This is a genomic window from Bradyrhizobium sp. WCU1 (genome assembly GCF_053474805.1).
On the sequence record NZ_JBQPHM010000001.1, the window covers coordinates 77,275 to 99,729 of the forward strand.

21 protein-coding genes and 2 pseudogenes are annotated in these 22,455 nt (G+C 60.4%); 17 read left to right on the top strand and 6 right to left on the bottom strand.

From position 1 onward, the window contains the following. Positions 1–73: 73 nt before the first annotated feature. From ACTUWL_RS35705 to ACTUWL_RS35720, 4 genes are all read left to right on the top strand, one after another. Positions 74–1,267 (top strand): OpgC family protein, encoded by a 1,194-nt coding sequence (locus ACTUWL_RS35705; protein WP_106940470.1) that lies wholly within the window; start codon positions 74–76, stop codon positions 1,265–1,267. Further along, positions 1,264–1,872, top strand: coding sequence for a c-type cytochrome (locus tag ACTUWL_RS35710; RefSeq protein WP_021078698.1), 609 nt, complete (start codon positions 1,264–1,266; stop codon positions 1,870–1,872). Before ACTUWL_RS35705 ends, ACTUWL_RS35710 begins: the two co-directional genes overlap by 4 nt. Before the next feature lie 58 nt (positions 1,873–1,930). Next, complete coding sequence (locus ACTUWL_RS35715; RefSeq protein ID WP_021078699.1) at positions 1,931–2,197, top strand: PilZ domain-containing protein; 267 nt, start codon at positions 1,931–1,933, stop codon at positions 2,195–2,197. 111 nt (positions 2,198–2,308) lie between these two features. Further along, entirely contained in the window at positions 2,309–3,625 is a 1,317-nt protein-coding gene (locus ACTUWL_RS35720; RefSeq protein ID WP_106940469.1) for a type II restriction endonuclease, read from the top strand. Between the two features lie 525 nt (positions 3,626–4,150). On the opposite strand, the gene flgF is transcribed toward ACTUWL_RS35720, so the two are convergent. After that, a complete protein-coding gene (gene flgF / locus ACTUWL_RS35725) occupies positions 4,151–4,885 on the bottom strand; it encodes a flagellar basal-body rod protein FlgF (protein WP_021078702.1) in 735 nt (244 codons plus the stop codon). A 236-nt stretch (positions 4,886–5,121) separates the two neighbouring features. Next, complete coding sequence (locus ACTUWL_RS35730; RefSeq protein ID WP_021078703.1) at positions 5,122–5,391, bottom strand: flagellar biosynthetic protein FliQ; 270 nt, start codon at positions 5,389–5,391, stop codon at positions 5,122–5,124. Between the two features lie 238 nt (positions 5,392–5,629). Here ACTUWL_RS35730 and ACTUWL_RS35735 point away from each other — a divergent pair. From ACTUWL_RS35735 to ACTUWL_RS35785, 11 genes and pseudogenes are all read left to right on the top strand, one after another. Next, positions 5,630–6,108: pseudogene (locus tag ACTUWL_RS35735) on the top strand (DUF411 domain-containing protein). A 107-nt stretch (positions 6,109–6,215) separates the two neighbouring features. After that, entirely contained in the window at positions 6,216–6,572 is a 357-nt protein-coding gene (locus ACTUWL_RS35740; protein ID WP_021078704.1) for a hypothetical protein, read from the top strand. Positions 6,573–6,670: 98 nt separating this feature from the next. Beyond that, entirely contained in the window at positions 6,671–7,075 is a 405-nt protein-coding gene (locus tag ACTUWL_RS35745) for a FixH family protein (protein ID WP_021078705.1), read from the top strand. Further along, complete coding sequence (locus tag ACTUWL_RS35750; RefSeq protein ID WP_021078706.1) at positions 7,072–8,316, top strand: TolC family protein; 1,245 nt, start codon at positions 7,072–7,074, stop codon at positions 8,314–8,316. The genes ACTUWL_RS35745 and ACTUWL_RS35750 overlap by 4 nt, the downstream gene beginning before the upstream one ends. After that, on the top strand, positions 8,313–9,746 hold the full coding sequence (locus ACTUWL_RS35755) for an efflux RND transporter periplasmic adaptor subunit (protein ID WP_021078707.1): 1,434 nt from the start codon (positions 8,313–8,315) through the stop codon (positions 9,744–9,746). The genes ACTUWL_RS35750 and ACTUWL_RS35755 overlap by 4 nt, the downstream gene beginning before the upstream one ends. After that, positions 9,743–12,940, top strand: coding sequence for an efflux RND transporter permease subunit (locus ACTUWL_RS35760; protein ID WP_021078708.1), 3,198 nt, complete (start codon positions 9,743–9,745; stop codon positions 12,938–12,940). The genes ACTUWL_RS35755 and ACTUWL_RS35760 overlap by 4 nt, the downstream gene beginning before the upstream one ends. Positions 12,941–13,012: 72 nt before the next feature. Then, a complete protein-coding gene (locus tag ACTUWL_RS35765; RefSeq protein WP_035651174.1) occupies positions 13,013–13,381 on the top strand; it encodes a hypothetical protein in 369 nt (122 codons plus the stop codon). A 97-nt stretch (positions 13,382–13,478) separates the two neighbouring features. After that, positions 13,479–14,036, top strand: a complete 558-nt coding sequence (locus ACTUWL_RS35770; protein WP_021078710.1) for a sigma-70 family RNA polymerase sigma factor — start codon at positions 13,479–13,481, stop codon at positions 14,034–14,036. Beyond that, on the top strand, positions 14,033–14,674 hold the full coding sequence (locus tag ACTUWL_RS35775) for an NrsF family protein (RefSeq protein WP_021078711.1): 642 nt from the start codon (positions 14,033–14,035) through the stop codon (positions 14,672–14,674). The genes ACTUWL_RS35770 and ACTUWL_RS35775 overlap by 4 nt, the downstream gene beginning before the upstream one ends. 108 nt (positions 14,675–14,782) lie before the next feature. Then, positions 14,783–15,046, top strand: coding sequence for a hypothetical protein (locus ACTUWL_RS35780; protein WP_021078712.1), 264 nt, complete (start codon positions 14,783–14,785; stop codon positions 15,044–15,046). Between the two features lie 100 nt (positions 15,047–15,146). Next, positions 15,147–15,281, top strand: coding sequence for a hypothetical protein (locus ACTUWL_RS35785; protein ID WP_021078713.1), 135 nt, complete (start codon positions 15,147–15,149; stop codon positions 15,279–15,281). A 290-nt stretch (positions 15,282–15,571) separates the two neighbouring features. Here ACTUWL_RS35785 and ACTUWL_RS35790 read toward each other — a convergent pair whose 3' ends face one another. Next, complete coding sequence (locus ACTUWL_RS35790) at positions 15,572–15,913, bottom strand: hypothetical protein (RefSeq protein WP_146160395.1); 342 nt, start codon at positions 15,911–15,913, stop codon at positions 15,572–15,574. Between the two features lie 6 nt (positions 15,914–15,919). Between ACTUWL_RS35790 and ACTUWL_RS35795 the strand changes: the two genes are divergently transcribed. Continuing rightward, complete coding sequence (locus ACTUWL_RS35795; RefSeq protein ID WP_106940467.1) at positions 15,920–16,612, top strand: DDE-type integrase/transposase/recombinase; 693 nt, start codon at positions 15,920–15,922, stop codon at positions 16,610–16,612. A gap of 286 nt (positions 16,613–16,898) precedes the next feature. Here ACTUWL_RS35795 and ACTUWL_RS35800 read toward each other — a convergent pair whose 3' ends face one another. After that, positions 16,899–17,960: a DMT family transporter gene (locus ACTUWL_RS35800; protein ID WP_035651180.1), complete on the bottom strand. Its 1,062-nt coding sequence runs from the start codon at positions 17,958–17,960 to the stop codon at positions 16,899–16,901. 542 nt (positions 17,961–18,502) lie between these two features. Further along, entirely contained in the window at positions 18,503–19,066 is a 564-nt protein-coding gene (locus tag ACTUWL_RS35805; protein ID WP_168470983.1) for a hypothetical protein, read from the bottom strand. Here ACTUWL_RS35805 and ACTUWL_RS35810 point away from each other — a divergent pair. After that, positions 19,058–19,357: pseudogene (locus ACTUWL_RS35810) on the top strand (transposase); the annotation flags it as partial. The gene ACTUWL_RS35805 and the pseudogene ACTUWL_RS35810 sit on opposite strands and share 9 nt — an antisense overlap. Positions 19,358–19,566: 209 nt before the next feature. Here the strand turns inward: ACTUWL_RS35810 and ACTUWL_RS35815 are convergent. Further along, positions 19,567–21,675 carry a carbohydrate porin gene (locus ACTUWL_RS35815; protein WP_168470984.1) on the bottom strand — a complete coding sequence of 703 codons (2,109 nt, stop codon included), beginning with the start codon at positions 21,673–21,675 and terminating at the stop codon, positions 19,567–19,569. Between the last annotated feature and the right edge of the window lie 780 nt (positions 21,676–22,455).

The following is a 22,455-nucleotide window of genomic DNA, read 5'->3' on the forward strand; positions in this document are numbered from 1 at the left end:
ATCGCGGCCTGACGAACCGTCGACGACAGTGGCTTCGTCGGAGCCAGCATCGTCGGACAATATCAAGAGTTCGATGCCAGCTTCCAAGGCCGTTTCGCCGCGAGGGCGGGATCTGCGTCTCGACCTGTTTCGCGGTCTGGCAAACTGGGCGATATTTCTCGACCATATCCCCAACAACTCGATCGCTTGGCTGACGACGAGAAACTACGGTTTCAGCGACGCCGCCGACATCTTCGTCTTCATCTCCGGGTACACGGCGGCGTTCGTGTACGCTCGAAGGATATCCGCACAAGGAATGCTCGCCGGAACGGCTCTGCTGATGCGGCGCGTTTGGCAGCTATACGTCGCCCACGTCCTGCTGTTCGTCTTCTACGCCGCGGCGATCGGCTACGTGGCACAGCGCTACGGGCATTCGCACCTTCTCGACGAATTCAATGTCGCCGGCCTCATCGAGCAGCCGGTCGCCACGCTTACGCAAGGGTTGATGCTGAAGTTCAAGCCGCTGAACCTGGATGTCCTTCCTCTCTACATCGTTCTGATGGCCGGTTTCCCGCCGCTGCTGATCGTCATGATGCGGTGGCCGAATGCGGCGTTGGCGGCTTCGATCTCGGTCTACCTGTCTGCACGTCTATTCGGTTGGAATTTCTCGGCATATCCTTCCGGCGACTGGTACTTCAATCCGTTCACCTGGCAGCTTCTGTTCACGCTGGGTGCGTGGGCGGCCCTGGGCGGTCGCGCGCGTATGCAGGTACTGGCGCGGTCCCGTGCCGTCCTTGCAGCGAGCATCGCTTTCGTCGTCTTTGCCGCTGTCGTGACGCTCGCTGACCGTTTCGAGACGACAGCGTTTCTGCCGACCGGCATGCTCGAATGGTTCGTCCCGAACGACAAGACGAACCTCGCGCCTTACCGGGTGCTGCACTTCCTTGCGGTGGCCGTCATCGTGGTTCGTCTGGTTCCGTCCGATTGGAGCGGGCTGCGATCCGCGGCGCTGCAGCCGTTGATCGTCTGCGGCCAGCGGTCCCTCGAAGTGTTCTGCGTCGGTATCTTTCTGTCGTTCGTCGGCCACTTCATCCTTGAAATGTATTCGGATGGGTTGGCCGCTCAAGTCGCGGTCAGCGCGGGCGGCTTGGCGCTCATGACGTGCGTCGCTTTCTACCGGAACTGGTCGCGTTCGCTGGACCGGCCGCCGTCATCCGCAAAACGAACCGCCGTACTTGACGTTCGTCGGCGAGAACCTTCAACAGACCAAAAGGTGGATGCTAAATGACGAGACGGTTGGGTGTTGCGGTCCTCGCTGCGGTGGCTCTATTTGGCGGAATTCTATTCTACGTGGGCTACGGCTTCTACGATGTCGGCGCGGACACGCCGCATTGGGAAATCACCCGAAGGGTAATGGAGACCGTTCGCAACCGCTCCATCGCGGTACGCGCCGGCCGGATCGAGCTACCCGACCTTCAGGACGAGCAACTCGTTTTGAAGGGAGCGGGACAGTATGCGGCGATGTGCGTGAATTGCCACCTTGCGCCCGAGCAATCGGATTCGGAAATTCGGCCCGGCCTCTACCCGAAGCCGCCCAATCTTTCCGAACAGCGTTTCGATCCCAAGACCGTTTTCTGGGTCACGAAACATGGATTGAAAATGAGCGGCATGCCGGCGTGGGGTCTCGGACATGACGATGCGACCATCTGGAGCATCGTCGCATTCGTCACCAAGCTGCCCGGCCTATCTGCCGAGCACTACAAGGACATGGTCGCGAGGGCGCCTCCGGACGAAGAGATGGAGTTCCATGGACAAGGGGGACGGCAAGAAGCCGGAAAACAATGGCAAGAAGCCCGGGGCCGGGATGTCGATGCCAACCGAGCAAAAGGGTGAACACAAACACTGAGCCGACAGCGGCCTATCGTCGGCCGAAGACAGGTGGAGGATGTGGATGGAAGACGACAACAGGTCTGCGCCGCGTCACAAAGTCCTGAAGGCCGCGACGATTTCCTTCGGGGGAGGGGCCATTAGCTGTACCGTCCGGAACCTTTCGGACAGTGGTGCCTCGCTCGAGGTGGCGTCGCCGATCGGAATTCCAGATTCCGTTGTTCTTGAGCTCGAAGGCGGCGGCCGCCGATGCCGGGTGGTCTGGCGGAAGGAGAAGCGGATCGGCGTCCGGTTTGTAGACCGGAAGGACAAGCCCGAAGTGTCGTCTTAGCTGTGCGGAAAGGGATAAGTCCGGTATATTGGTTGAGCTTGAACGAGAGTTCGGGTACCGGGCGCGAGGCCGAATGGCCTGCCGCCGAAGTTAGAACGGGTGGTTTAGCGAATGGAGCAGGCTTGGGTCGGAGATCTTATACGGCATTGGAGGAATGACGAGGCGGGGACGTACCGGACGTGGTTTCTGTGGGACGCGCGGATAAAAAATTTCCGATCTATCAGGCGCGGACTTCAGGAGGTGATGGCCGAGATCAAGGCTGACACGTTCGGAAACGCCTATCGCGGCTCATCGCTCGAAACGGTGCTGGATTCGATCGCCGAGCAGCGGCAGGTCTTCAAGGGCGCCGACCATGCATTCATGTGGAAACCGAAGCTCCGTATCCCGGACATCTACGAAAATCGGCCTAACCAGGTGGCCTTCGGGAATTTCCTCGATACCTGTCTTTGCTGCAATACCGAGGAACACGTGATCGAAGCGATCCAGAAGCTCGACCGGGCGACCATCAAGGGGCTCGGTCCCGCAGCCGCAAATCTGCTGTATTTCCTGCATCCGACGATCGCGCCGCCGTTCAACACCGCCATCGTGAGAGGATACAATGCCCTGACGGGAGCGGACGTGAAATTGGGCCGTTGGGAGCAGTATCTCGCCATGCGCCGAGGAGTCCTGGCGCTGAACTCGCAGTATCGGAATTTGCTTTCCAACGATCTCGGAGCCGCGGCGGCGTTCCTGTTCGAGGTCGGCACCGGACGCTATCCGCTTCCGGAACGTCAAGAAGACGGCTCCCTCGATCGCTGGAGGTCCGATCTCGATCAGGTCCGCGCGGAATCCGCAGCGTCTTCGAAAGCGGTGGCAGCAGCCCGTGAGGCGGACCATACCCATACCGAGATCCAAGGGTGGCTGCGGGACCTGGGTTTAGCCCTTGGATTCCAGGTGTGGATAGCCTCGAACGACGGAGCGCGGTCCTACAAGGACGGGCGGCTGGCGAACGGCTGTCTCGACCGCTTGCCCGCGGCCTTGGCCGAGGCCGGCGCTGCGGACGCTATTCGTCTCATCCACGTGCTCTGGATCGAACAAGGCGGCGATGTGGCTGCCGCGTTCGAAGTCGAACACACCACCAGCATCTATTCCGGCATCGTCCGGATGCTCGACCTTGCGCTGGGCATCGATGGTGCCGCAGCGCGCAACTTCTTCCTCGTGGCTCCGGACGACCGCGAGGGCGAAGTTAGAGCGCAGTTTGCCAGGCCGGCGTTCTCACGGGTCGCCGAACTCAACCTTCGTTATCTGCCATACAGCGAGTTGCGGGACCACCGCGACGCCATTGCCCGCTTTGGAAACGGCATCAAGGGAATCCTGGCGATTGCTCGGCTGATCAGGCCGATCATGTCGACCGCGCAAGACGCCACCGGCAATGTTTCAGGCTGCTGACTCTTGCCGACCGCAAGCTACGACACTCTGTCCTTGGCAATGCCGGCGGGATTCGGACGCGCGCGCTTCGATCCGACCTTAAGCGGCCAGCCCGCGGCCCGCGACGACGTCACTGCACCCGACTAACTCGGGCAAAGGCGCGACCGATACGCCTGTGGGCCCGCCGCGACCTCGGTGGGAGGCTTTCCGATGCAGGCGAGGGTGCGCCCGGCAAATCCCGGACGCTTTGCGAAACCGGGGGCTCCTGGGGCCCACAGCCCTCGGGAGGGAGCAACAGGGGCCGCTAGAGACGCCCCCGAACAAAGACTATTTCGGTTTCGGCCCGGTTGCGCGTTCCCGTCGGTAATCGTCGATCTCGTCGACGAGACGGCGCGCAAGAGGATGAAGACCGACGCCGTGGGTTGGCTCGCCGGCGAACTTCGTCAGCCGCGCTGACAACGGTCCGGACACAACCGCCCTCGCTTTTGCTTCAGGAGGCCATCGCGCTTCTCACCGGAGATCCAGAAACCTGATATCGCGGACGATTCAGTCGGGGACGGTTCCTAGCTTGTTCAGATCGTCGACGCTCTGCGAATTCTTGAGGAGCCCACCTACCTGTTCGTAGGACCTGGTCACCTCGCTCAATCGGCTCATCTCCTGGACGTTCTGGACATTGGATTTCTCCAAAGCGCCGACCGACAGTTTCACGGACCCCGTCGGAATATCGAGGGCAGGAGTCTGGCTCTGAAATAGGTTAGACCCCACCGCTTGAAGAGGGCCGTCGAACCGAACGAGGCGAAGGCTGCCGAGAATCCGTTGCCGGGAACTGATGGTGCCGTCGGCGGCGATCGTCAATGAGCGCTCTTCGGGTGCGATCGTGATCGGACCAGTCCGGGAAAGGATCGGCTGGCCTTCCATAGTGACCAAGCGTCCGGTGGCATCGGTGGTAAGCGCGCCGGCCCGCGTGTAGCGCTCTCCCTGCGGCGTCTGGACGGCAAAATAGCCGTCTCCGACGATGGCTACGTCGAGAGGATTTCCGGTGAGTTGAATGGCGCCCCCGGAGACGTCCGGATACTGGAATCCGGCATTCACCAACGAGACCGGGCGCTCCCTTTTTCCGTCGGCTTCGCCCTCCTTCGCCGGCGAGAGATATTCCTGAAAGGAAAGCTGGCGCGCACGAAAGCCGGTCGTGTCAGCGTTGGCGACGTTGTTGGCAACGTTGTCGAGCCTGCGTTCCAGCGCGATCAGTCTCGACAGATGAATAATCGTGGTCTCGCCCATGCGATCGCCGAATCAGCCGGTTCAGTTGGACCGAGTGTAGCAGATTTCCGAATCCCAGCGCCTCTGGAGTGTTCGGACACTACGGGGCTTGCGCCGCGCGCGAGGAGCAAACGCAACCAGATGACGAGGGCAGCGAAAGAATGCTTTGCGGCTTACATCGTTCGAAGACGCAGCTTGCCGAGCCACCAGGAAAACGAATGCTCATAGACCGGCTCGGATGGCCACGCGCAAAAGAGTCAATTGGTGGGCATGCTGATTTGCGCGACCATCCGCAAAAATTGGTTATGCGAAGTCTCAGCCATGAAGGGCAACGCGATCAGAAAAGTAACGAATGTCGCAAGGATCTTGGGGGTTTGAATGAGCGTCTGCTCTTGGATTTGCGTAAGGGCCTGGAACAGCGAGACGGCGACGCCAACGACGGTACCGACGATCAACAAGGGTGCCGAAATCACGACAACCGTGATGATGGCATCGTGCGCAGCGCTCATCACTTCGAGACCGTTCATGAAGAATCTCCCTGCTGCAATATGGTCTTTTGCATCTGCGATGGTTAACAACTGGTTAATGGCCATCCTTTGCAGAGGGTCACCGCCAGCCTCAAATAAAGCAAGCTGCTCGCGGCATGAGGCCGATGGCCGGCAGATTGTTTCCGAGGGCGAAAGGGACGCTGATCACGCGGATTTGGGCCCGCGGTCGCGAAGACCTAGATATGATCCTTGCTGAACGTCAGGGGATGTCCAGAAGATGTACAAATTAAGCACAGTGACTCGGCGAAGTGCGCTCGCGATCTTCGCAGCGGGATTGGTTGCGCGGGGGTATCCCGCCTCGGCGCAGACGCCAGCCATCCTCGTTCACAAGGATCCGAATTGCGGATGCTGCACGGGTTGGGTGCAACACCTCAAGGACGCTGGATTCACCGTCACTGTCCAGGAGACGGCGCAGCTTCCGGCAGTCCGGAAGCGCCTCGGCGTGCCGGGCGACCTTGCAGCGTGCCACACTGCGGAAATCGGGGGGTACGTCATCGAAGGCCATGTACCCGCTTTCGCCTTGCGACAATTGTTGGAGAAACGGCCAACCGCCATCGGACTTGCGGTTCCAGGCATGCCGGCGGGATCGCCGGGAATGGAGGGCGGCCCCCCCCCCGGAAGTACGACGTGGTCCTTTTCGGGGCCACCGGCCGGCGGTCATTCATGCAGTTTATCGGCTCCGAAATCGCGAGTTGAAGCGCTTCTTGGTTAACCGATAACTCTCATTTGGCCTGGAAACGCCTCTGGCGAAGATGTGAAGGGATAGTCCTTCCCAAGTTCCCTATCCCGTGGGATGGTAGGCAATGAATCTTCGCCGACTCATCGGTCGTATGCTTGCGATCTTCGTGATCGTAGGGCTCGTCTTTGCGCCGCTGGTCACGCCGGCGGCGGCAAAGCGTCTGGCTGCCGCTGAGATGACCGATATGGCCGCGATGTCGGACGCTATGCCTTGCTGTCCGGACGGCCAAAAAAGCAATAACTGCCGGGATTGTCCGCTTGTCGCGATGTGCATGCTGACCATCGCGCAGGCCGAACCATCCCCAACGGACGGTGTCCAAGTTTCCTTTCAAACCAGCCGACTGCTTTTCCCTCTCGACGACTTGATTGCGGACGGCCTCATCGGTTCCCCTCCGGATCATCCCCCTCGAATCGCGATCTGATCGGCGTCTCCACGCCGTCTGCTGCTGCGCGGTCTCAGGGCCGCGCAGTTAACGCACGCCGCCGTTCGCGGCGCATCGGGTCATCGAGGATTTGTAAAATGAAGAAGTATGCCTTCGCGCCCGCCCTCCGGGCGGCGTTGATCGCCGCTTCCTTGGCAGGTTCGGCCACGCTCGCGCGCGCCGACATCAAGGACTACGAATTCCAACTGGTCGACAAGACAGTCAAGAAGGGGGACGCAACCATCTCGGTCCGCCTGATCCACAAGCCCGACGGCAAGCCGGTTCCCGATGCGGTGATCTTCGCAAAGAGATTGGACATGGCTCCGGACGGCATGGACACGATGAAAACGTCGATCGAGGCGATGCCGAGCACGGAGCCGGGCGTCTATAAGTTCAAGGCCGCCATAACTATGGAAGGTGGCTGGCAATTGTCCCTCGGCGCCAAGGTTCAAGGCGAAACCGGGACGGTTGAAAGCAAGCTCGTCATCAAGGCCACGCCGTGATCCGCTCAGCCGGAATCACTGGCTTCGCCGCAATCCGAGCAACCGCAGCATTGCTGTGGTTGTCCCCGGCCTTGGCAGCCGAGCAGACTTTGCCCGGAGCTACCGCGGAAAGCGTCGTGGCGGTTGCCAAACGCCTCAACCCGACGGTGGCGGCGGCCGCGCTCGAGTTCGATGCAGCGGTTCACAAGATCGGGACGGCGGGCGTATTGGCTGACCCGACCCTCATTCTCGAGGCTTGGGACGTCAACCGGCAGGGCGTGGGACAGCGCCGCATAGGCATCGACCAGGAGCTCAAGCTTTGGGGCAAATACGGCCTCGAGCGCAACGTCGCCACGGCCGACGCCGATGCCGCAAAATTCCAAGGCCGTGCCACCGTGACCGAACTCATCGCGCAGGTCATTACAGCACATGGCGAATACAATGCGGCGTATGAAGCCGTTGGGGTCGCCACCGAAATCAAGCGGCGGTACGACGAGACGCTCGGATTGTTGCGTTCGCGATACGGCACGACATCGGTCGACCGGCAGGACGTCATCAAGGCCGAGATCGAAGCGGCTACCGCCGACGGCGACGTCGTCCGCCGACAAGGCGAACAGAAGGCAGCGGCGGCCAGGCTGAATGCCCTGATCGGCCGTCCGTCCCTGGCGCCCTTGGCTCCGCCGACCGGCTTTCGAGCAATCAAGGCAATCAGCCTCGCGCAGGTTCAGGCACTCGCGCGCTCTGCTAACCCGATGCTGGCGCTGGCCGGAGCCCAGAGCAATTCCGCGGCCCAGACCAAATCCCTTACCGACCTCAACTACTATCCCGACGTCACGCTCGGCGCGAAATACGTGCAGCGGCCCGGGACCGAGGATACCGGCGAGTTCATGCTCGGCGTCAAGCTGCCGCTGCACTATGAAGTCAAGGACGCCGAACAGCGGGCGGCGGGCGCGCGTCTCGGCGCCGCGCAAGCCCGCAGCGAGGCGCTGCGGCTGCGGGTCGACGGACAGATCGCCGACGCATGGTTCAGCGTCGATGCGCTACGGAAGGTCGTGCAGATCTACGCGTCGCGCCAATTGCCGCCTGCACGATCATCCCTCGACAATGCGCGGAACGGTTTCCAGGCCGGCACGTCCGATCTTTCCTCGGTCTTCGAGGCGGAGCGCAGGCTTCGCGCTGTCCAGCTCGACCTGCTGAAGCTCAAGGTAGAACTTCAAACGAAATACGCCGAAATGGAACGTCTGGCCGGAGGTTCGCTATGAGACGGCCAGTAGGTGCTTTGTTAGCCTTTACGGCGATCCTGGCCGCCGGAGTGGTCGGATTGGCCGTCGGACGTTCGAGCGCTCCGCTTCCAGGATGGCTGTCCGCCGTACTTCCCGCAGCGGCAAAGCCAAGTTCCGCTCAACCGGCTGCGACAGGACCGATCGTCTACTACCGTGATCCGGACGGCGCGCCCGATTATTCCATGACGCCGAAGAAGACGCCGTCGGGCAAGGAATATTCGGCGGTCCGCGCCAGCGAAGATGTGAGCTTCGAGGAGCACGCTCCGGAAGCCATGACTGCGAAGGGCGGCGAACGCGGGCGGATCAAATTCTATCGTAACCCTATGGGCCTTCCGGACACGTCGCCGACGCCGAAAAAGGATTCGATGGGGATGGATTATCTCCCCGTATATGAGGGCGAACAAGACGACGACTCATCGGTCAAAGTGAGCGCGGGCAAGCTGCAGAAGGCAGGTGTCCAGACCGAGGTCGCGGAGCGCCGCTCCTTGAATACGATGGTCCGCGCACCGGCTACGGTACAGCAGGACGAGCGGCGCGTGTCCGTCGTCTCGCTCCGGTTCGAGGGCTTCATCGACACCGTCGACAACGTCACGACCGGCACGCACGTCCGCAAGGGCCAGCCGTTGATGCGCATCTACGGCCCGAACCTGTCGAGCGCCGCCGCCGAATATCTCTCGGCCCTTAACGCCCGTCCGGAAGCCGGCATCAGCGGGCAGGCCCTGAAAGGGGCGCGCCGCCGCCTCGAAAACCTCGGTGCGCCCGATGGGTTTATTGCCGACATCGAGCGGACGCGCGAGGTCCCGGTCTACCTGAACTGGCCTGCGCCGCAGGACGGTGAGGTCGTGGAGCGGACGGCCGTTAACGGGATGCGTGCAGCGCCCGGAGACGTGCTTTTCAGGATCGTCGACCATGATGTCGTCTGGGTGATGGTCGACGTCGCCGAACGCGATCTTGCGCTCATCGAACTCGGACAAACCGCCACCGTGCGTTTGCGCGCCTATCCGAACCGACCGTTCACGGGAAAAGTCACTGTGATCTATCCGCACCTGAAACCGGAAACGCGGACCGCGCGGATCAGGATCGAATTACCCAACCCGGACGACGTGCTGCGGCCGGACATGTATGCCGACGTCGAAATTGCCACGGGGACGGAAACTCCAGTCGTAACCGTATCCAGCAGCGCGGTGATCGACAGCGGCGAGCGGCAGCTTGTGCTGCTCGACAAGGGCGAGGGCCGTTTCGAACCGCGGGCGGTGAAGATCGGGCGCCGCGGCGGCGGCCTCGTCGAGGTCAAGGAAGGGCTCGCCGAAAACGACAAGGTCGTCTCTTCCGCGAACTTCCTGATCGATGCCGAAAGCAATCTCAAGGCGGCGCTCAAGGGCCTCGACACCGGAGAGAAACCACAATGATCGCGCGGCTCATCGATTGGTCGGCCCGGAACCTGATGCTCGTTTTCATCGGCGCTATCTTCGCTATTGCGGCCGGGGTCTATGCCCTGCAGCACTCGGCGCTCGACGCGATTCCAGATCTCTCCGACACCCAGGTCATCGTTTACACCGAATACAAAGGTCAGGCACCACAGGTCATCGAAGACCAGGTCACCTATCCCTTGACGACGGCCATGCTCACCGTACCGAAATCGAAAGTGGTGCGGGGGTTTTCATTCTTCGGCGTCTCGTTCGTCTACATCATTTTCGAAGACGGCACTGACATCTACTGGGCGCGTTCGCGTGTGCTGGAATACCTCAACGCCGCGGCGCGCAAATTGCCCGCCGGCGTGACGCCGACGTTGGGGCCCGATGCGACGGGCGTCGGCTGGGTCTATCAGTACGCGCTGCAGTCCAAGGACAAATCGCTGGCCGATCTGCGGTCGATCCAGGACTGGACCATCCGATACGGAATTTCCAAAGCGGAAGGCGTGGCCGAGGTCGCAAGCGTCGGCGGCTTCGTCAGGCAATACAACATCATCGTCGATCCGAACCGGTTGAGATCGCTCGACATACCGCTTGCGAAGGTGCGCGATGCGGTCCGCGGCAGCAACATGGACGTGGGCGGGCGCACCGTCGAGCTTTCCGAGTTCGAATTCGTCGTGCGGGGCAGGGGGTATGTCAAGAGCCTCTCCGACCTATCGAACATCGTGCTGAAGCTCGACAAGGGCACGCCGGTCCTGCTGAAGGACGTCGCACGGGTCGAACTCGGCCCGGACGAACGCCGCGGCATAACCGAGCTCAACGGGGAGGGCGAGGTCGCCAGCGGAATCGCACTGCAACGCTTCGGACAGAATGCGCTCGACGTCATCGACAATGTGAAGGCGCGCCTGGGGGAGATGGCTTCGGCGCTTCCGAAGGGTGTCGAGATCATACCGGTCTACGACCGTTCGAACCTGATCCACGACGCGATCGAAACGCTGAAGCGGACGCTTACCGAGGAAAGCATCGTCGTCGCGCTCGTCTGCATCGTCTTCCTGCTGCACGTGCGCAGCGCGCTCGTCGCCATCGTGATGCTCCCGATCGGCATCCTGATGGCTTTCGCCGCGATGAAGGTGCTCGGCATCGGATCGAACATCATGAGCCTCGGCGGCATCGCCATCGCCATCGGTGCCATGATCGACGGCGCCATCGTGATGATCGAGAATGCCCACAAGCATCTCGAACGGGCGCCACCGGACAAGCCGCGCCTAGAGGTCCTCATCGAGGCTGCAAGCGAGGTCGGCCCGGCGCTGTTCTTCAGCCTGCTGATCATCACGGTATCCTTTCTGCCGATCTTCACCATGGAATCGCAGGAGGGCCGGCTGTTCAGCCCGCTGGCGTTCACCAAGACCTTCTCGATGGCGGCGGCGGCGATCCTGTCGATCACGCTGGTGCCGGCGCTCATGGTTCTGTTCATTCGCGGCAAGATCATTCCGGAGCACAAGAATCCCATCAACCGGTTCCTGATCTGGATCTATCGCCCGATGATCCGCGGCGTACTAAGGGCCAAGACGCTGACCATCTTTCTGGCGCTTGTCGCCTTGGCGATCAGCCTCTGGCCGGCCCGGCAACTCGGAACGGAGTTTATGCCGAGCCTCAACGAGGGCACGCTGATGTACATGCCGACGACGTTGCCGGGCCTGTCGGTGACCAAGGCGGCGGAAATCCTGCAGACGCAGAACAAGGTCATCAAGACCTTTCCGGAAGTCGAGTCGGTCTACGGGAAGGCGGGACGCGCCGAAACGGCGACCGACCCCGCGCCGACCGAAATGTTCGAGACGATCGTCAATCTCAAACCCAAGGCGCAATGGCGTGCGGGCCTGACCGTCGACGGCCTCATCGCCGAACTGGACAAGGCTTTGCAGTTTCCCGGTGTCTCCAACGCCTGGACCATGCCGATCAAGGCCCGTACCGACATGCTCGCGACCGGGATCCGGACACCGGTCGGCATAAAGGTGTTGGGAAAAGACCTGACGGAAATGGAAAAGCTCGCCCGCCAGATCGAAACCGTCGTGAAAGCAGTTCCCGGCACGTCGAGCGCTTACGCCGAACGGGTCATCGGCGGCTATTACCTCGATGTCGTCCCTGACCGGGAGGCGCTTGCGCGCTACGGTCTCATGATCAGCGATGTGCAGGACACGGTCTCTTCGGCACTCGGCGGAGAGACGATCACCACCACCGTGGAAGGCCGCGAGCGTTACGGCGTCAACCTGCGATACCCACGCGACCTGCGTAGCGACCCGCAATCCATCGCCCGGGATGTTCTCGTCGCGATGCCGAATGGGGGGACTGTCCCGCTGGGCGAGGTTGCAGCGATCAAGCTCACGCGCGGGCCTACGTCCATCCGGACCGAAAACGGCCAACTCGCGGTCTACATCTTCGTCGACATCCGCGACCGCGATCTCGGCGGCTACGTTGCCGATGCCAAGGCCGCCGTGGCCGCCAGCGTACAATTTCCGCCGGGAAACTATGTCGTCTGGAGCGGACAGTTCGAATACCTTGAGCGCGCCACCGCGCGGCTGAAGATCGTGGTGCCTGTCACGCTGCTGATCATCTTCCTGCTGCTCTACTTGAACTTCCGCCGGCTGACCGAGACGCTAATCGTAATGCTGTCGCTGCCGTTCGCCCTCGTCGGCGGATTGTGGTTGATGTGGTGGCTTGGTTTCAACATGTCCGTCGCGGTGGCCGTAGGCTTCATCGCGCTGGCCGGTGTCGCTGCCGAGACCGGCGTCATCATGCTGATCTATCTCGATCATGCGATGAAGGAGATTCACGCCGAACGGTTGGCGGAAGGCAAGCCGTTCACGCGGCGGGATCTGAACGAGGCCATCATGCTGGGTGCGGTCGAGCGCGTGCGGCCCAAGATGATGACCGTTGTCGCCATCATGGCAGGCCTTATACCGATTTTGTGGAGCACCGGTACCGGCTCGGAGGTCATGCAACGCATCGCCGTGCCGATGATCGGCGGCATGATCTCGTCCACCATTCTGACGCTCATCGTCATCCCCGCGGTCTACGCGCTGATCAAGGGGTTTGGGTTGCCGCGCGAACCGGGCTCAGCCGTCCCCGTGGACCGGAATAGCCAAGAACGGAAGACGGCAAGTGATTTCGACCGCTCGCAAGCAGCAGAGTGACGAAGCGCCGTCCCTCCTCGGCGCCAGGATGATGTGAGGGACCAGTGGGACTTCAAAAAGTGGCGGAAGAAGTTGGGCATCAACCAGATCGTGGCGGGAGAACTGCTCGGCATGAGTCGCGGCGCAGTTCAATACTGGGAAAGTGACCTCAGGCCGGTGCCACGCGCCGTCGAGCTTGCCTGCCAGGAATTGTTGCGGCGCTGGAAGCAGCGGCCTGAGGTCGATTCCCGCCCATCCGGCGATCTGGTCCTGCGATGCGAGCCGCATCCGAACAACGAGAGCGCCTTGGGCCGCGTCGTTCGGCTGAGCGAAACCCTGAACCTTTTCATGCCGCTCATCGTGGATGACGATGGAACCGCGGTCTGGGCCGGCCCCGAATTGCTGCACGAATGCGAGGAGCGGAAAAGACGCGATCGGCAAGCAAAGCGCATTGAGGCCTAGCCGAAGCGCAGCAGACCTTTCCGACTATTTTTGAGGCCGGTCATCTTCGGCTGTAACCAAATCCGCCGGACCGGCGAACTAACAGAGATACGCAAGCATGACGACCCACGAAATCGAACTCAAGGCGCTAATGCTTGCCAGCCTGGACGGCGACGCGGCCTCGCACCGCGCGCTGCTCGAGCGATTGAGCAGCCGTTTGCGGGCCTACTACAAGGGCAAGCTCGCCAGGATGGGAAGGGGTGCGGCAGAAGCGGAGGATCTCGTTCAGGAGGCGGTATTGGCGGTTCACTTCAAGCGGCACACCTATGATCCTGCCGAGCCTCTGACGCCTTGGGTCCATGCGATCGCGCGCTACAAGTTGATCGATTTCCTGCGGCGTACCCGCACGTCGCGGGCCGACGTGCCTATCGAGGAGGCCGATGCAATCATGGCGCACGACGACAATGTCGGCGCGGAGAGTAGCTACGATGTTAGGAGGCTCATGGAGCGACTACCGAAAAACATGCGGTGTTCCATCGAGGCCGTGAAGCTGGACGGGTTGAGCATCGCGCAGGCGGCAGTACGATGCGGCATCTCCGAGCCGGGGGTCAAAGTGAACATCCACCGGGGACTCAAAGCACTGGCTACCCTGATCGGCCGGGAAAAGCGGACATGAAGACTGACGAGCTTGTGGCCCTCCTGAGTACCAATCCCGAGCCGGTCGACCGCGGTTTGGTCGTTCGCACGCTTCTGGTCGCGCTTGGGGCAGGTTCAATTCTGGCCTTGGGAATCACGATCTTCGGGCTGGGCGTCCGTCCGGACATGGTGACGTCCGGCGCCTTGGGTTTCGTCGCCACAAAGGTCTCATTCGCGGTCGGGATTTTCAGCCTCGCGCTTGTCTATCTCGCAAAGCTGGCGCGCCCTGGCGGGGAGCGAAAACCTCGATCGTATCTCGTTGCGGTGCCGTTTCTTGTCATCGTGGCGCTTGCAGCAATCAGCCTCGGGCTGGCGCCAAGCTCGCACTGGACCAAGATGATCATCGGAGACGAATGGCTCGAATGCCTTGTTTCCATTCCGGTCATCGCGATCGTTCCTTTCGCCGTCGCTATCTGGGCCGTTCGACAGGCGGCGCCTACGAACCTTGCTCGCACGGGTGCTTTCGCGGGACTTGTTGCGGGCGGCGTTAGCGCGATGGCGTATGCGCTGCATTGCGCGGACGATTCCCTGCCTTTTGTAGCGGTTTGGTACGGCGGCACGATTGTGCTTTGCACCTTAGCGGGCGCAGCAATGGGGCCACGACTATTGCGTTGGTGAGCGTTTGCCGGTCACGTCAGCGTGAGCTTGTAACCGGCGAACGAAACGGTCCGAACTCATAAGTAGAAGCGCACAAGACGCGCTTCGAAGAACTGATGGAGCCGGATCATGACGAAAAAACTTCTCACGATTTCACTCTTGTTGCCGCTAATGGCGGCGTCGGCGTCTGCATTTGCCGGATCAACGATCACCGACAAAAGCTATTGGCCGAATGAGGCCAGGCAGAGCGCACAAGCCAGGACCGGTAGCTCACAAGGCGATCCGAATTCCGCGTTCGCTTACGACCGGATACCGTCACGCCTGCATTCCGCGCCAAACGTGAACGACGGCGGATCAGCCTGGCGTTACCAAGGCGGTCCCAAGTCCAGATGATGGGTGCGGCAGAAACTGATGCGCCGGTCGCCCAGACCGACCTCGACGAACCGTCCAAGATTTTGCGACCTCTCGCGCCTTCAACAAAACGAGGTGATCCATGATGAACGGTATTTCGCCCGCAATGTCTTGGGGCATGGGTCTGGTCTGCGTGCTGGTCATCGTCGTTTTAATATTGGCGGCAGTAGCGCTTGTGAAATATCTTCGTTCCGAAAACCAGGCTCGGCCGGAATGAAGATTTCGGGGACTGGGTCCGTCGGTTCAATGTGCCGGAGGTGAGCAGATATGACCCCGGTCGCATGCCGCTGGACGTTGTCCGCGGCCAAGGGGCATGGGAAATTGAGCATTTAGGCCTGTGAGCCCGCGGCGACCCCCGTGAGACCCTTCCTTCGTGTTTGGTCCCGGAAGATTGGTTGAATGGAATCGGTGTAGAAAGAGGCGTCTGTTACGTCAGGGAGCGCCTTGCGTCATGGAACTGAACCTGCACGCCAACGCTACGACCACGCCTAAGGTCCGGGCTTACATTCAGCGCAGCAAAAAGAAGATCGCGGAACTGGCGAGCGAACTCGGCGTAAGCCAGACCACAATCCGGCGGTGGCGCACCCGTACTACGGTCAGCGATCGTTCGCATACGCCAAAAAAGCTGACGACCAGCCTCTCGCTGATGGAGGAGGCGCTCGTCTGCGAGCTGCGGACGCGGCTGCAGTTGCCACTTGATGATATCGTCGAGGTGATGCGGCGCTGCGTCAACTGTAAGCTGTCACGTAGCGCGATCCATCGCTGCCTGAAGCGGCACGGTCTGAACCAAAGGCCGAAGCCCGACAAGCCTGCTGTTGGCATCTTTGAGCAGGCCACTGTCGGCTTCATCCACATTTGCCGGCCCTCGAGCGACGTAAAAGCTACGCCTTCGTCGCGATCGATCGGGCCACTCGCTACGTCTACATGGAGATCCATCAAAACCGGGATGCCAGGACTTCGGAAGAATTCCTTAAACGTTTCCTCGCCCACTTCCCGCATCCGGTGCACACCATTCTTACCGACAATGGCGCCGAGTTCACGGACCGCTTCGCCGTCGACAAGAAGAACAAGCCGATCGACAAGCCATCTGGCCAGCATCCGTTCGATCAAGTTTGTGCAAAGCGGGGCATTCAACACCGCCTGATTAGACCCTACCGTCCGCAGACCAATGGCCTGGTCGAGCGTTTCAATCGACGGATCGTCGAAGCGATCGGCCGCGAACCCAAACGTGGCATCGCCCGCCGGCTATTCCATTCTCACCTCGACCGCGATCAATTTCTTCATCGCTTCGTCATGGACTACAACCGTACCCGCCTCAAATGCCTCGACTATCTCGCGCCGTGCGAAGCTCTAGCTAATCTTCCGGGACCAAACACCTTCGCAGGGCAGGCGAGTGTAGGGGCCCTGCACGGCCGTTTTGCCAAACGGGAGGCCCCGGGGGGTGCGCAGGCTTCTCTGCGGAAAGCGTCTCGGATCCTCGGGCTGCACGGCCACGATGGCTGCGCTGCAGCAGCGTGCTTCGCGGCCAGGGGAGTCCTCCCAGCTTAGATAACAAGATCCGTAGCCTAGGCTGGTCCCGGCTGCTTCCTTGCATAATCTACCAACTCCGCAAACTTCGCCTCGAACGTAGCTTTGAATGTCCCTGAGACCTGGCCGGCCTCGAGCCAGACGCTGCGAACGAGTGGCTCACTGCGGCAGGGGACGGCGGCTTTGATTGGCCGGGACGTCTTGAACTTGCACACGATACGCCGCCCCGCTGCTGGTACGATGGCCATTGGTCGCCACCGCCGCCGCAGTTGCGTTGCCAATTTCGCTTGTTCCTGCGTGCGCAGATCTAATTGTGCCGGTGTCGATGATGCAAATCGGGATAGTGTGGATGCTTATGTCGAATAGGTTCGTGGCGATGCCAATGTGAATGACGCTCCAACATCTCTTCGGCATGATGTCGGTGATGCTCGTCGTGGACGTGGCTGTGGTCATGCTCTAGAAACTCATGCTCGTGGTCGTGCTCATGCCGCTCGGCGAGATGCAGCCAAATACCGCCGCCCATTAGCAACCCTGCCAGTGCCAACTGAGGGGTGAGCGGCTCGCGCAGAAGCAGGATCGCCACAACCGCTCCGATGAAGGGCGCCAACGAAAAATAAGCGCCGGTCCGGGCGGTCCCCAGATGCCGCAGCGCCAGCACAAATAAAATCAGACTCACCCCGACGCCGAAAAAGCCTACCAAGGCCGCAGCACCGATCACGGAAAGAGGCGGAAGCGCTGAGCCAATTGCAAGCGCCAGCCCCATATTCACGGTTCCGGCCACTAGTCCCTTAATGATGGTCGTGACGACTGGATCAGCAGCAGAAAGCTTGCGCGTAAAATTGTTGTCGAGGCCCCATGCCAAACAGGCCCCGGCAATCAGTGCTCCGCCGGCATCGATCGTGATGCTTTGTCCATCCCATGCCAGGATCACCGCGCCGGTCAAGATCGCAAGCGCTCCCAGCAAGACTTTACTGTCGACATTCTCTTTGAAGATCACCCACGCGATGGCCATTGTGGCAAGGCCTTCGAGATTGAGGAGCAGGGAGCCCGACGAAGCGGAGGTGCGCTGCAGACCCATCATGAGCAGCAACGGGGCGAGACATCCCCCTAAAATCACAACAGCGGCCAGCCAGGGCAGATCAACGCGTCGCAGACTTGCTTCAGCGACAGGAACGCCAAAAGCGGCCCGCCCAAGATAGACGATCGTCAATCCCGTTCCCGCGCCTAGATACAGGAGACCTGCCAGCATCTGCGGCGCAATCGAACCCAGGAGAACCTTAGCCAGAGGCGCCGAGGCACCGAACAACACAGCGGATGCCAACGCCATCGGAACCCCCGACCAGATTTGAGAACGAGGAGTTTCGGACATCCGTTACTCTAACATGTGTCGTCACCTAGGTTGAAATCCAACGTGACGTCGCTATTCAAGGCCCAATGCCCATTTTCCTGCAAGCTGTACCGAACATAGGCCGGATCATGATCTCCGATGAGTTCTGGATCAAACAACAACGGCCCACGAAGTCGATGAAAATATTGCGCCGCACACAGAGGCGAACGGCTTCTCGCCGGCAGTCGCTAAATTAGTATTTCTAATAGCGTCCTTGCACGTGCATCTGGCAGGTCTTCCCTCATGGGGGTGCTTCCGGCGATCGCGGCTAGGATCGTCCTGCCCAACCGCTCCTACTAGCTCACCTGTTTTAACCGCTTGTGGCCTAATTTGAGTTTCGTAGTGGCCCGTTATGGAGTAAGGATCCCATTGGTTGCTTGCTTGCGGAGGCTCCAATGTGTCGCATCCGCTTCCCAATGTTGGTAATGGCGTTCACGGCCGCAACATGGTCAACTTGCCAAGCCATCGGGTCTTTTCAGACTAAACCGGCGTTTCCCGTGGTGATGGTTGGTGTAGCATCTCCGTCAACCGTCAGATTGCCCGATGTGTCCGCACGCGATCTCGTTGGCGGCTGCGGTAGGGGTCGCATCCGCGATCATCAAACACATGGTTGCCGTGGACCGGCCGATATCAGGTAAGGCATCGGCCAGTAAAAAAATCCTGTCGAAGCCCGTTGCAGTCGAGCCGGGTTGTAAGAGTGTTGCATTCTGAGACTTTATTACGAGAGGGCTTCCTCGCCGACTGAAACTGCCGCACTGGTCTACGGCAGTTACCGGATGTTGACACCACGAGGCGGTTGCGCCGGTGGCGCCCCCTCGTTGAGGTGAGGTAAGGTATGGTCGATGGGTGGTCGCTTTTGGACTGACCACGGCAACGGCCTTGCCGATATGCCTCGTCTCCCGAGCTTCGCCCAACGCGACCCTTTCGATCTCCCACAGGCCGGCTTGGTTGCGAAAGATCGCGGCGATTTCACGCTGGCGATACGCTTGTTTGATGAGGCGCTTCAGCGTGACCTGTTCTCTGAGGCAATTTAGTTTGCCGGAAATCGGGTGTGCGGAAGGGGATTCCTTGCAAATTTGATTTGTCATTCACGCGCCTTTGAGAGCTTTGGCGAGGGACCAGATGCGGCCGCCGGCACGACGGGAGAGCAGGATCATTCCGCGGCTCGATCAGATCATCTGAAGCATCCGCTGGCGGCGCTGGGGCGCACGGTGGAATTGGGGGTTCCTGGAACGGGAGTCTGGGGCGGTCTACACCGATGATCCGGGCCGCCCGCCACTGCCGACGCGATTGATGGCGGGGCTGGGGTGATCCTCAAGCGCGCCTATGACCTCTCCGATGAAGCGCTCTGCGAGCGCGGGGTTGAGAACCCCTACTTTACCCGCAGCCTCCACGCCATGCACTTGAAAGACGTGCTTGGCGAGAGCCGATGGTGGTAGGATGCATTGTGGATTACTCCTCTCTTTGTTGCTTCGGCAACACTCTGCCACATTTGATGCCGTCGAGTGGGTGTCATCCACACCATCATCGTGATGCTTCATATGCTGATAGTCGCACTGGGATTAACCGAGAGCGCGATCAGAATTGCTTAGTATTGCGAATGCACGCGAAAACTGAGCACCGAAACTGGGCCTCGGTCGCGATTGTACGCTGGATTTGCGATGAGCTGATAGTCCAGCGTAACCTTCGTGGAAAATACCGGAAAACTATAATAAGTCTCGAATATTTTTTCGCTGCCCGGATTTGGCAGCTTGCCATCGCCAACCAGGATTCCAAGTCCGCCGGCATTGAGAAACGCTTGGTGCACGCCGGAAATCCCGTTGACGACACCGGCTATGCCGAACGTATCGTTATCCCGCCCCCACTGCTTTCCGGAAATCGATAGGCCGGCGGCGACGGTTCGATCGACGTCGGTGAATTCATAGGGCTCCTTACTGCCATCCGCGACCCCGGCTCGGACAAACAGGCCGACATTGGGGATGAGTTGCTGCTCTAGATTCATGCTGATGCCGCCACGGCTTTGGTAGCGCCGCACGGCGGCGATATCGGCGGGTCCTCCGTTCACTGCAGCCAACTGGATCGCGTCCTGGAAGCTTCCCATCCGGCCGCGTGTCAGAAATCCGCTGATCGCGATTTTCCCGGGTTGATCCCAGATGGCATATCGCCGCTCGATCTCGCCGACCCACTGGAACTGTCCGAACTGTGAATCGAGGTGGGTGGCATTCGGTGCGATGGATAGATCGAATAGGCCGGCGCGCAAGGTCCAGGGACCTTGGTACCATTCCGCGGCCGCGCCGACGGTGTAAGCCCAGGCGTCGGCCGCATAGTCGAACGTTCCGGTGTCGATGATGGTCCAGTTCATGAAATCGACGCGAGGATCATGGGCGTATTTATTGGTGTCGAAGATATCGCCGACGCTGAATTTTCCGACAGTGAACACCAACCGATCCGAAGTCTGCGACCCGGAAAACTGGTTGAGCCCGGCATCGACTTTCTGAACCTCGCCGCCGAGGTCGATGGTCTGTCGCAGGAATGCCCGGTGCAGACGCGTGTACGGGTAACTCGCCCCGACTTTGTAGGCCTCGCCGCTTGGGAAACCCGCTGCGCCGACCGATTTGCTCAGTCCAAAGCCCTGATCTATTTCCGGATTGACCCATGCTTCGGCGCCCTCCCAGAGCCGGACGCCTGCGTACAAGGTTACGTCTGCAGTCTCGCGGCCGATATTCGGTGCGAGACTGTTCTGGCCGCTGTAGGGAGCCCGAAATGGAGGGGCATACTGATTGACGTAGGTGGCTTGGGCGTGGAACGCGACGCGGTCTGTTTCCAGAGCGGATGGGCCCTTGGCCAGGAAGTCCGATATGTGAGCGTTATCTCCACCGATCCGGTAGTTCACACCAAGCCGGACGCTTTGCATGGCGAGGTCGGATGCGAACACCTCCGCTGCGGCCGGGAATGTCACGCCCTTGCGGCCAAATCCAGTCGACAGATACTCGGCTTTTGCGGTCCAGTTGCCGGTGAGCGGAATCTCGATGCCCGCTCCCGCGGCCCACCCCAATCGCCACAGCAGCCTCGTGTCCACGGTTCCCGGCGTTGCGAAACCGCCAGCGGGAAAACCGGTCACCTGATCCCGCGTTGCCTGATTGTAGGTCCAGGCCAATCCTCCCGTTCCATAGAGGAGAAAATGCTCGAACGCGTAGCCGAGGCGAGCGCGGGCACTTCCGTAATGGATGACCGCCTCTCCGTAGATCACTTGGCCGGTCAAGGGCGAGGTGACCGTCTGACTGCCACGCACGGAAAAGGGTACCTGCACGTCCGAATTCGGAAAGCTAGCGTCGGCCTCGAAACCCAGCATCCAGCGAGACTGAAAAACGTAATTATACCCACCCTGCAGTCCGGCGAAATAGCTGCCCGTTCCGCCCATGAAATCGAAATTGAACGGAAAATCGAATGATCCATTCAAACCTGGACCGCCGGCTCCCGGCGCAGTTGCGGACCAGTTTGAAGAGCCTTTGATCACCCCGGCATGGGCGCCGATGTACCAACCGTTCCAATCGTAACCAGTCACCTCCGCAGCCTTCGAGACGTAGGGCAAAGGTGCCTTGACCGGAAGGTTTACGGGAAGGTCACCTGCGATCGCGACAGAACACGTCGCAAGCACTATCCAGGTGCCACCCAAAAAGTTGGACACTCGCTTCATAACGCGCCCCGTTACCCAACGCTAAAGTAGACCAAAGAAAGATGACATCCATCCCAAAGCATTATTGCAACTAATTCGCAATTGCAAGAACGAATGGGCATTGAGCGACGCCCGCACTCTTCAATGGACGAGATCACTGCTTCTCAGACATGGTGAAGACTGTTATTCCAACATAAGTCCGATCCCCAAGCCGGTTTTGGCCTGCGTGATCAGTTGTCGGATGATGATCCGAATCGGCGGCCGTAACGTCAAAAGGCGTAACGTCAAAATGACGAGAACGACATAACTCGTCGCCAGCCCCTGTTAACGGTTCGATCAATTGATGTGACATCCTGCTCGACCTTTTGGCGCTTCGCTGGCCGCTCAGAGCCGACCATGCCTCCGAACCGCTCCAGCCATCGCGCTACTTATAAGACAGCTCGAAGACCGCTATGTGAATCCTGCGCTGTCGTCGCGTAGCGAAAGATTGTGCTCGCCAGCCGAAAAACTCCAATGGCTCCCCGACATCGCGCATTTTCGACGGCGGTCCGTATCACGCTCCCGCCGCTCGGGGCCGAACTTGTTGAGTTGCGGCGACGGCCAAGCCCAATCGCTTGCAACCGGAAAGTTGTTCAATAGCCGCTAAGCCAAATTCGAAGGCTGTTTGCGCAAAGGCCTCAAGCTGCCAGTGTCATCCCAGTCGCGTCTCACCGTCGATCAGGGATCGTTGACAAATGCGCATCTGATCCATCGCGGTCCGCTTGGCCGGAGAACAATCAGGCAGGTTCGCATTGCAAGCAA

Excerpts from the sequence above, each read along its gene's own strand:
- ACTUWL_RS35705 (WP_106940470.1), top strand. The coding sequence starts at position 74 with ATGCCAGCTTCCAAGGCCGTTTCGCCGCGAGGGCGGGATCTGCGTCTC.
- ACTUWL_RS35710 (WP_021078698.1), top strand. The coding sequence starts at position 1,264 with ATGACGAGACGGTTGGGTGTTGCGGTCCTCGCTGCGGTGGCTCTATTT.
- ACTUWL_RS35715 (WP_021078699.1), top strand. The coding sequence starts at position 1,931 with ATGGAAGACGACAACAGGTCTGCGCCGCGTCACAAAGTCCTGAAGGCC.
- ACTUWL_RS35720 (WP_106940469.1), top strand. The coding sequence starts at position 2,309 with ATGGAGCAGGCTTGGGTCGGAGATCTTATACGGCATTGGAGGAATGAC.
- flgF (WP_021078702.1), bottom strand. The coding sequence starts at position 4,885 with ATGGGCGAGACCACGATTATTCATCTGTCGAGACTGATCGCGCTGGAA.
- ACTUWL_RS35730 (WP_021078703.1), bottom strand. The coding sequence starts at position 5,391 with ATGAACGGTCTCGAAGTGATGAGCGCTGCGCACGATGCCATCATCACG.
- ACTUWL_RS35740 (WP_021078704.1), top strand. The coding sequence starts at position 6,216 with ATGAATCTTCGCCGACTCATCGGTCGTATGCTTGCGATCTTCGTGATC.
- ACTUWL_RS35745 (WP_021078705.1), top strand. The coding sequence starts at position 6,671 with ATGAAGAAGTATGCCTTCGCGCCCGCCCTCCGGGCGGCGTTGATCGCC.
- ACTUWL_RS35755 (WP_021078707.1), top strand. The coding sequence starts at position 8,313 with ATGAGACGGCCAGTAGGTGCTTTGTTAGCCTTTACGGCGATCCTGGCC.
- ACTUWL_RS35760 (WP_021078708.1), top strand. The coding sequence starts at position 9,743 with ATGATCGCGCGGCTCATCGATTGGTCGGCCCGGAACCTGATGCTCGTT.
- ACTUWL_RS35770 (WP_021078710.1), top strand. The coding sequence starts at position 13,479 with ATGACGACCCACGAAATCGAACTCAAGGCGCTAATGCTTGCCAGCCTG.
- ACTUWL_RS35775 (WP_021078711.1), top strand. The coding sequence starts at position 14,033 with ATGAAGACTGACGAGCTTGTGGCCCTCCTGAGTACCAATCCCGAGCCG.
- ACTUWL_RS35780 (WP_021078712.1), top strand. The coding sequence starts at position 14,783 with ATGACGAAAAAACTTCTCACGATTTCACTCTTGTTGCCGCTAATGGCG.
- ACTUWL_RS35785 (WP_021078713.1), top strand. The coding sequence starts at position 15,147 with ATGATGAACGGTATTTCGCCCGCAATGTCTTGGGGCATGGGTCTGGTC.
- ACTUWL_RS35790 (WP_146160395.1), bottom strand. The coding sequence starts at position 15,913 with ATGAAGCCGACAGTGGCCTGCTCAAAGATGCCAACAGCAGGCTTGTCG.
- ACTUWL_RS35800 (WP_035651180.1), bottom strand. The coding sequence starts at position 17,960 with ATGTCCGAAACTCCTCGTTCTCAAATCTGGTCGGGGGTTCCGATGGCG.
- ACTUWL_RS35805 (WP_168470983.1), bottom strand. The coding sequence starts at position 19,066 with ATGACAAATCAAATTTGCAAGGAATCCCCTTCCGCACACCCGATTTCC.
- ACTUWL_RS35815 (WP_168470984.1), bottom strand. The coding sequence starts at position 21,675 with ATGAAGCGAGTGTCCAACTTTTTGGGTGGCACCTGGATAGTGCTTGCG.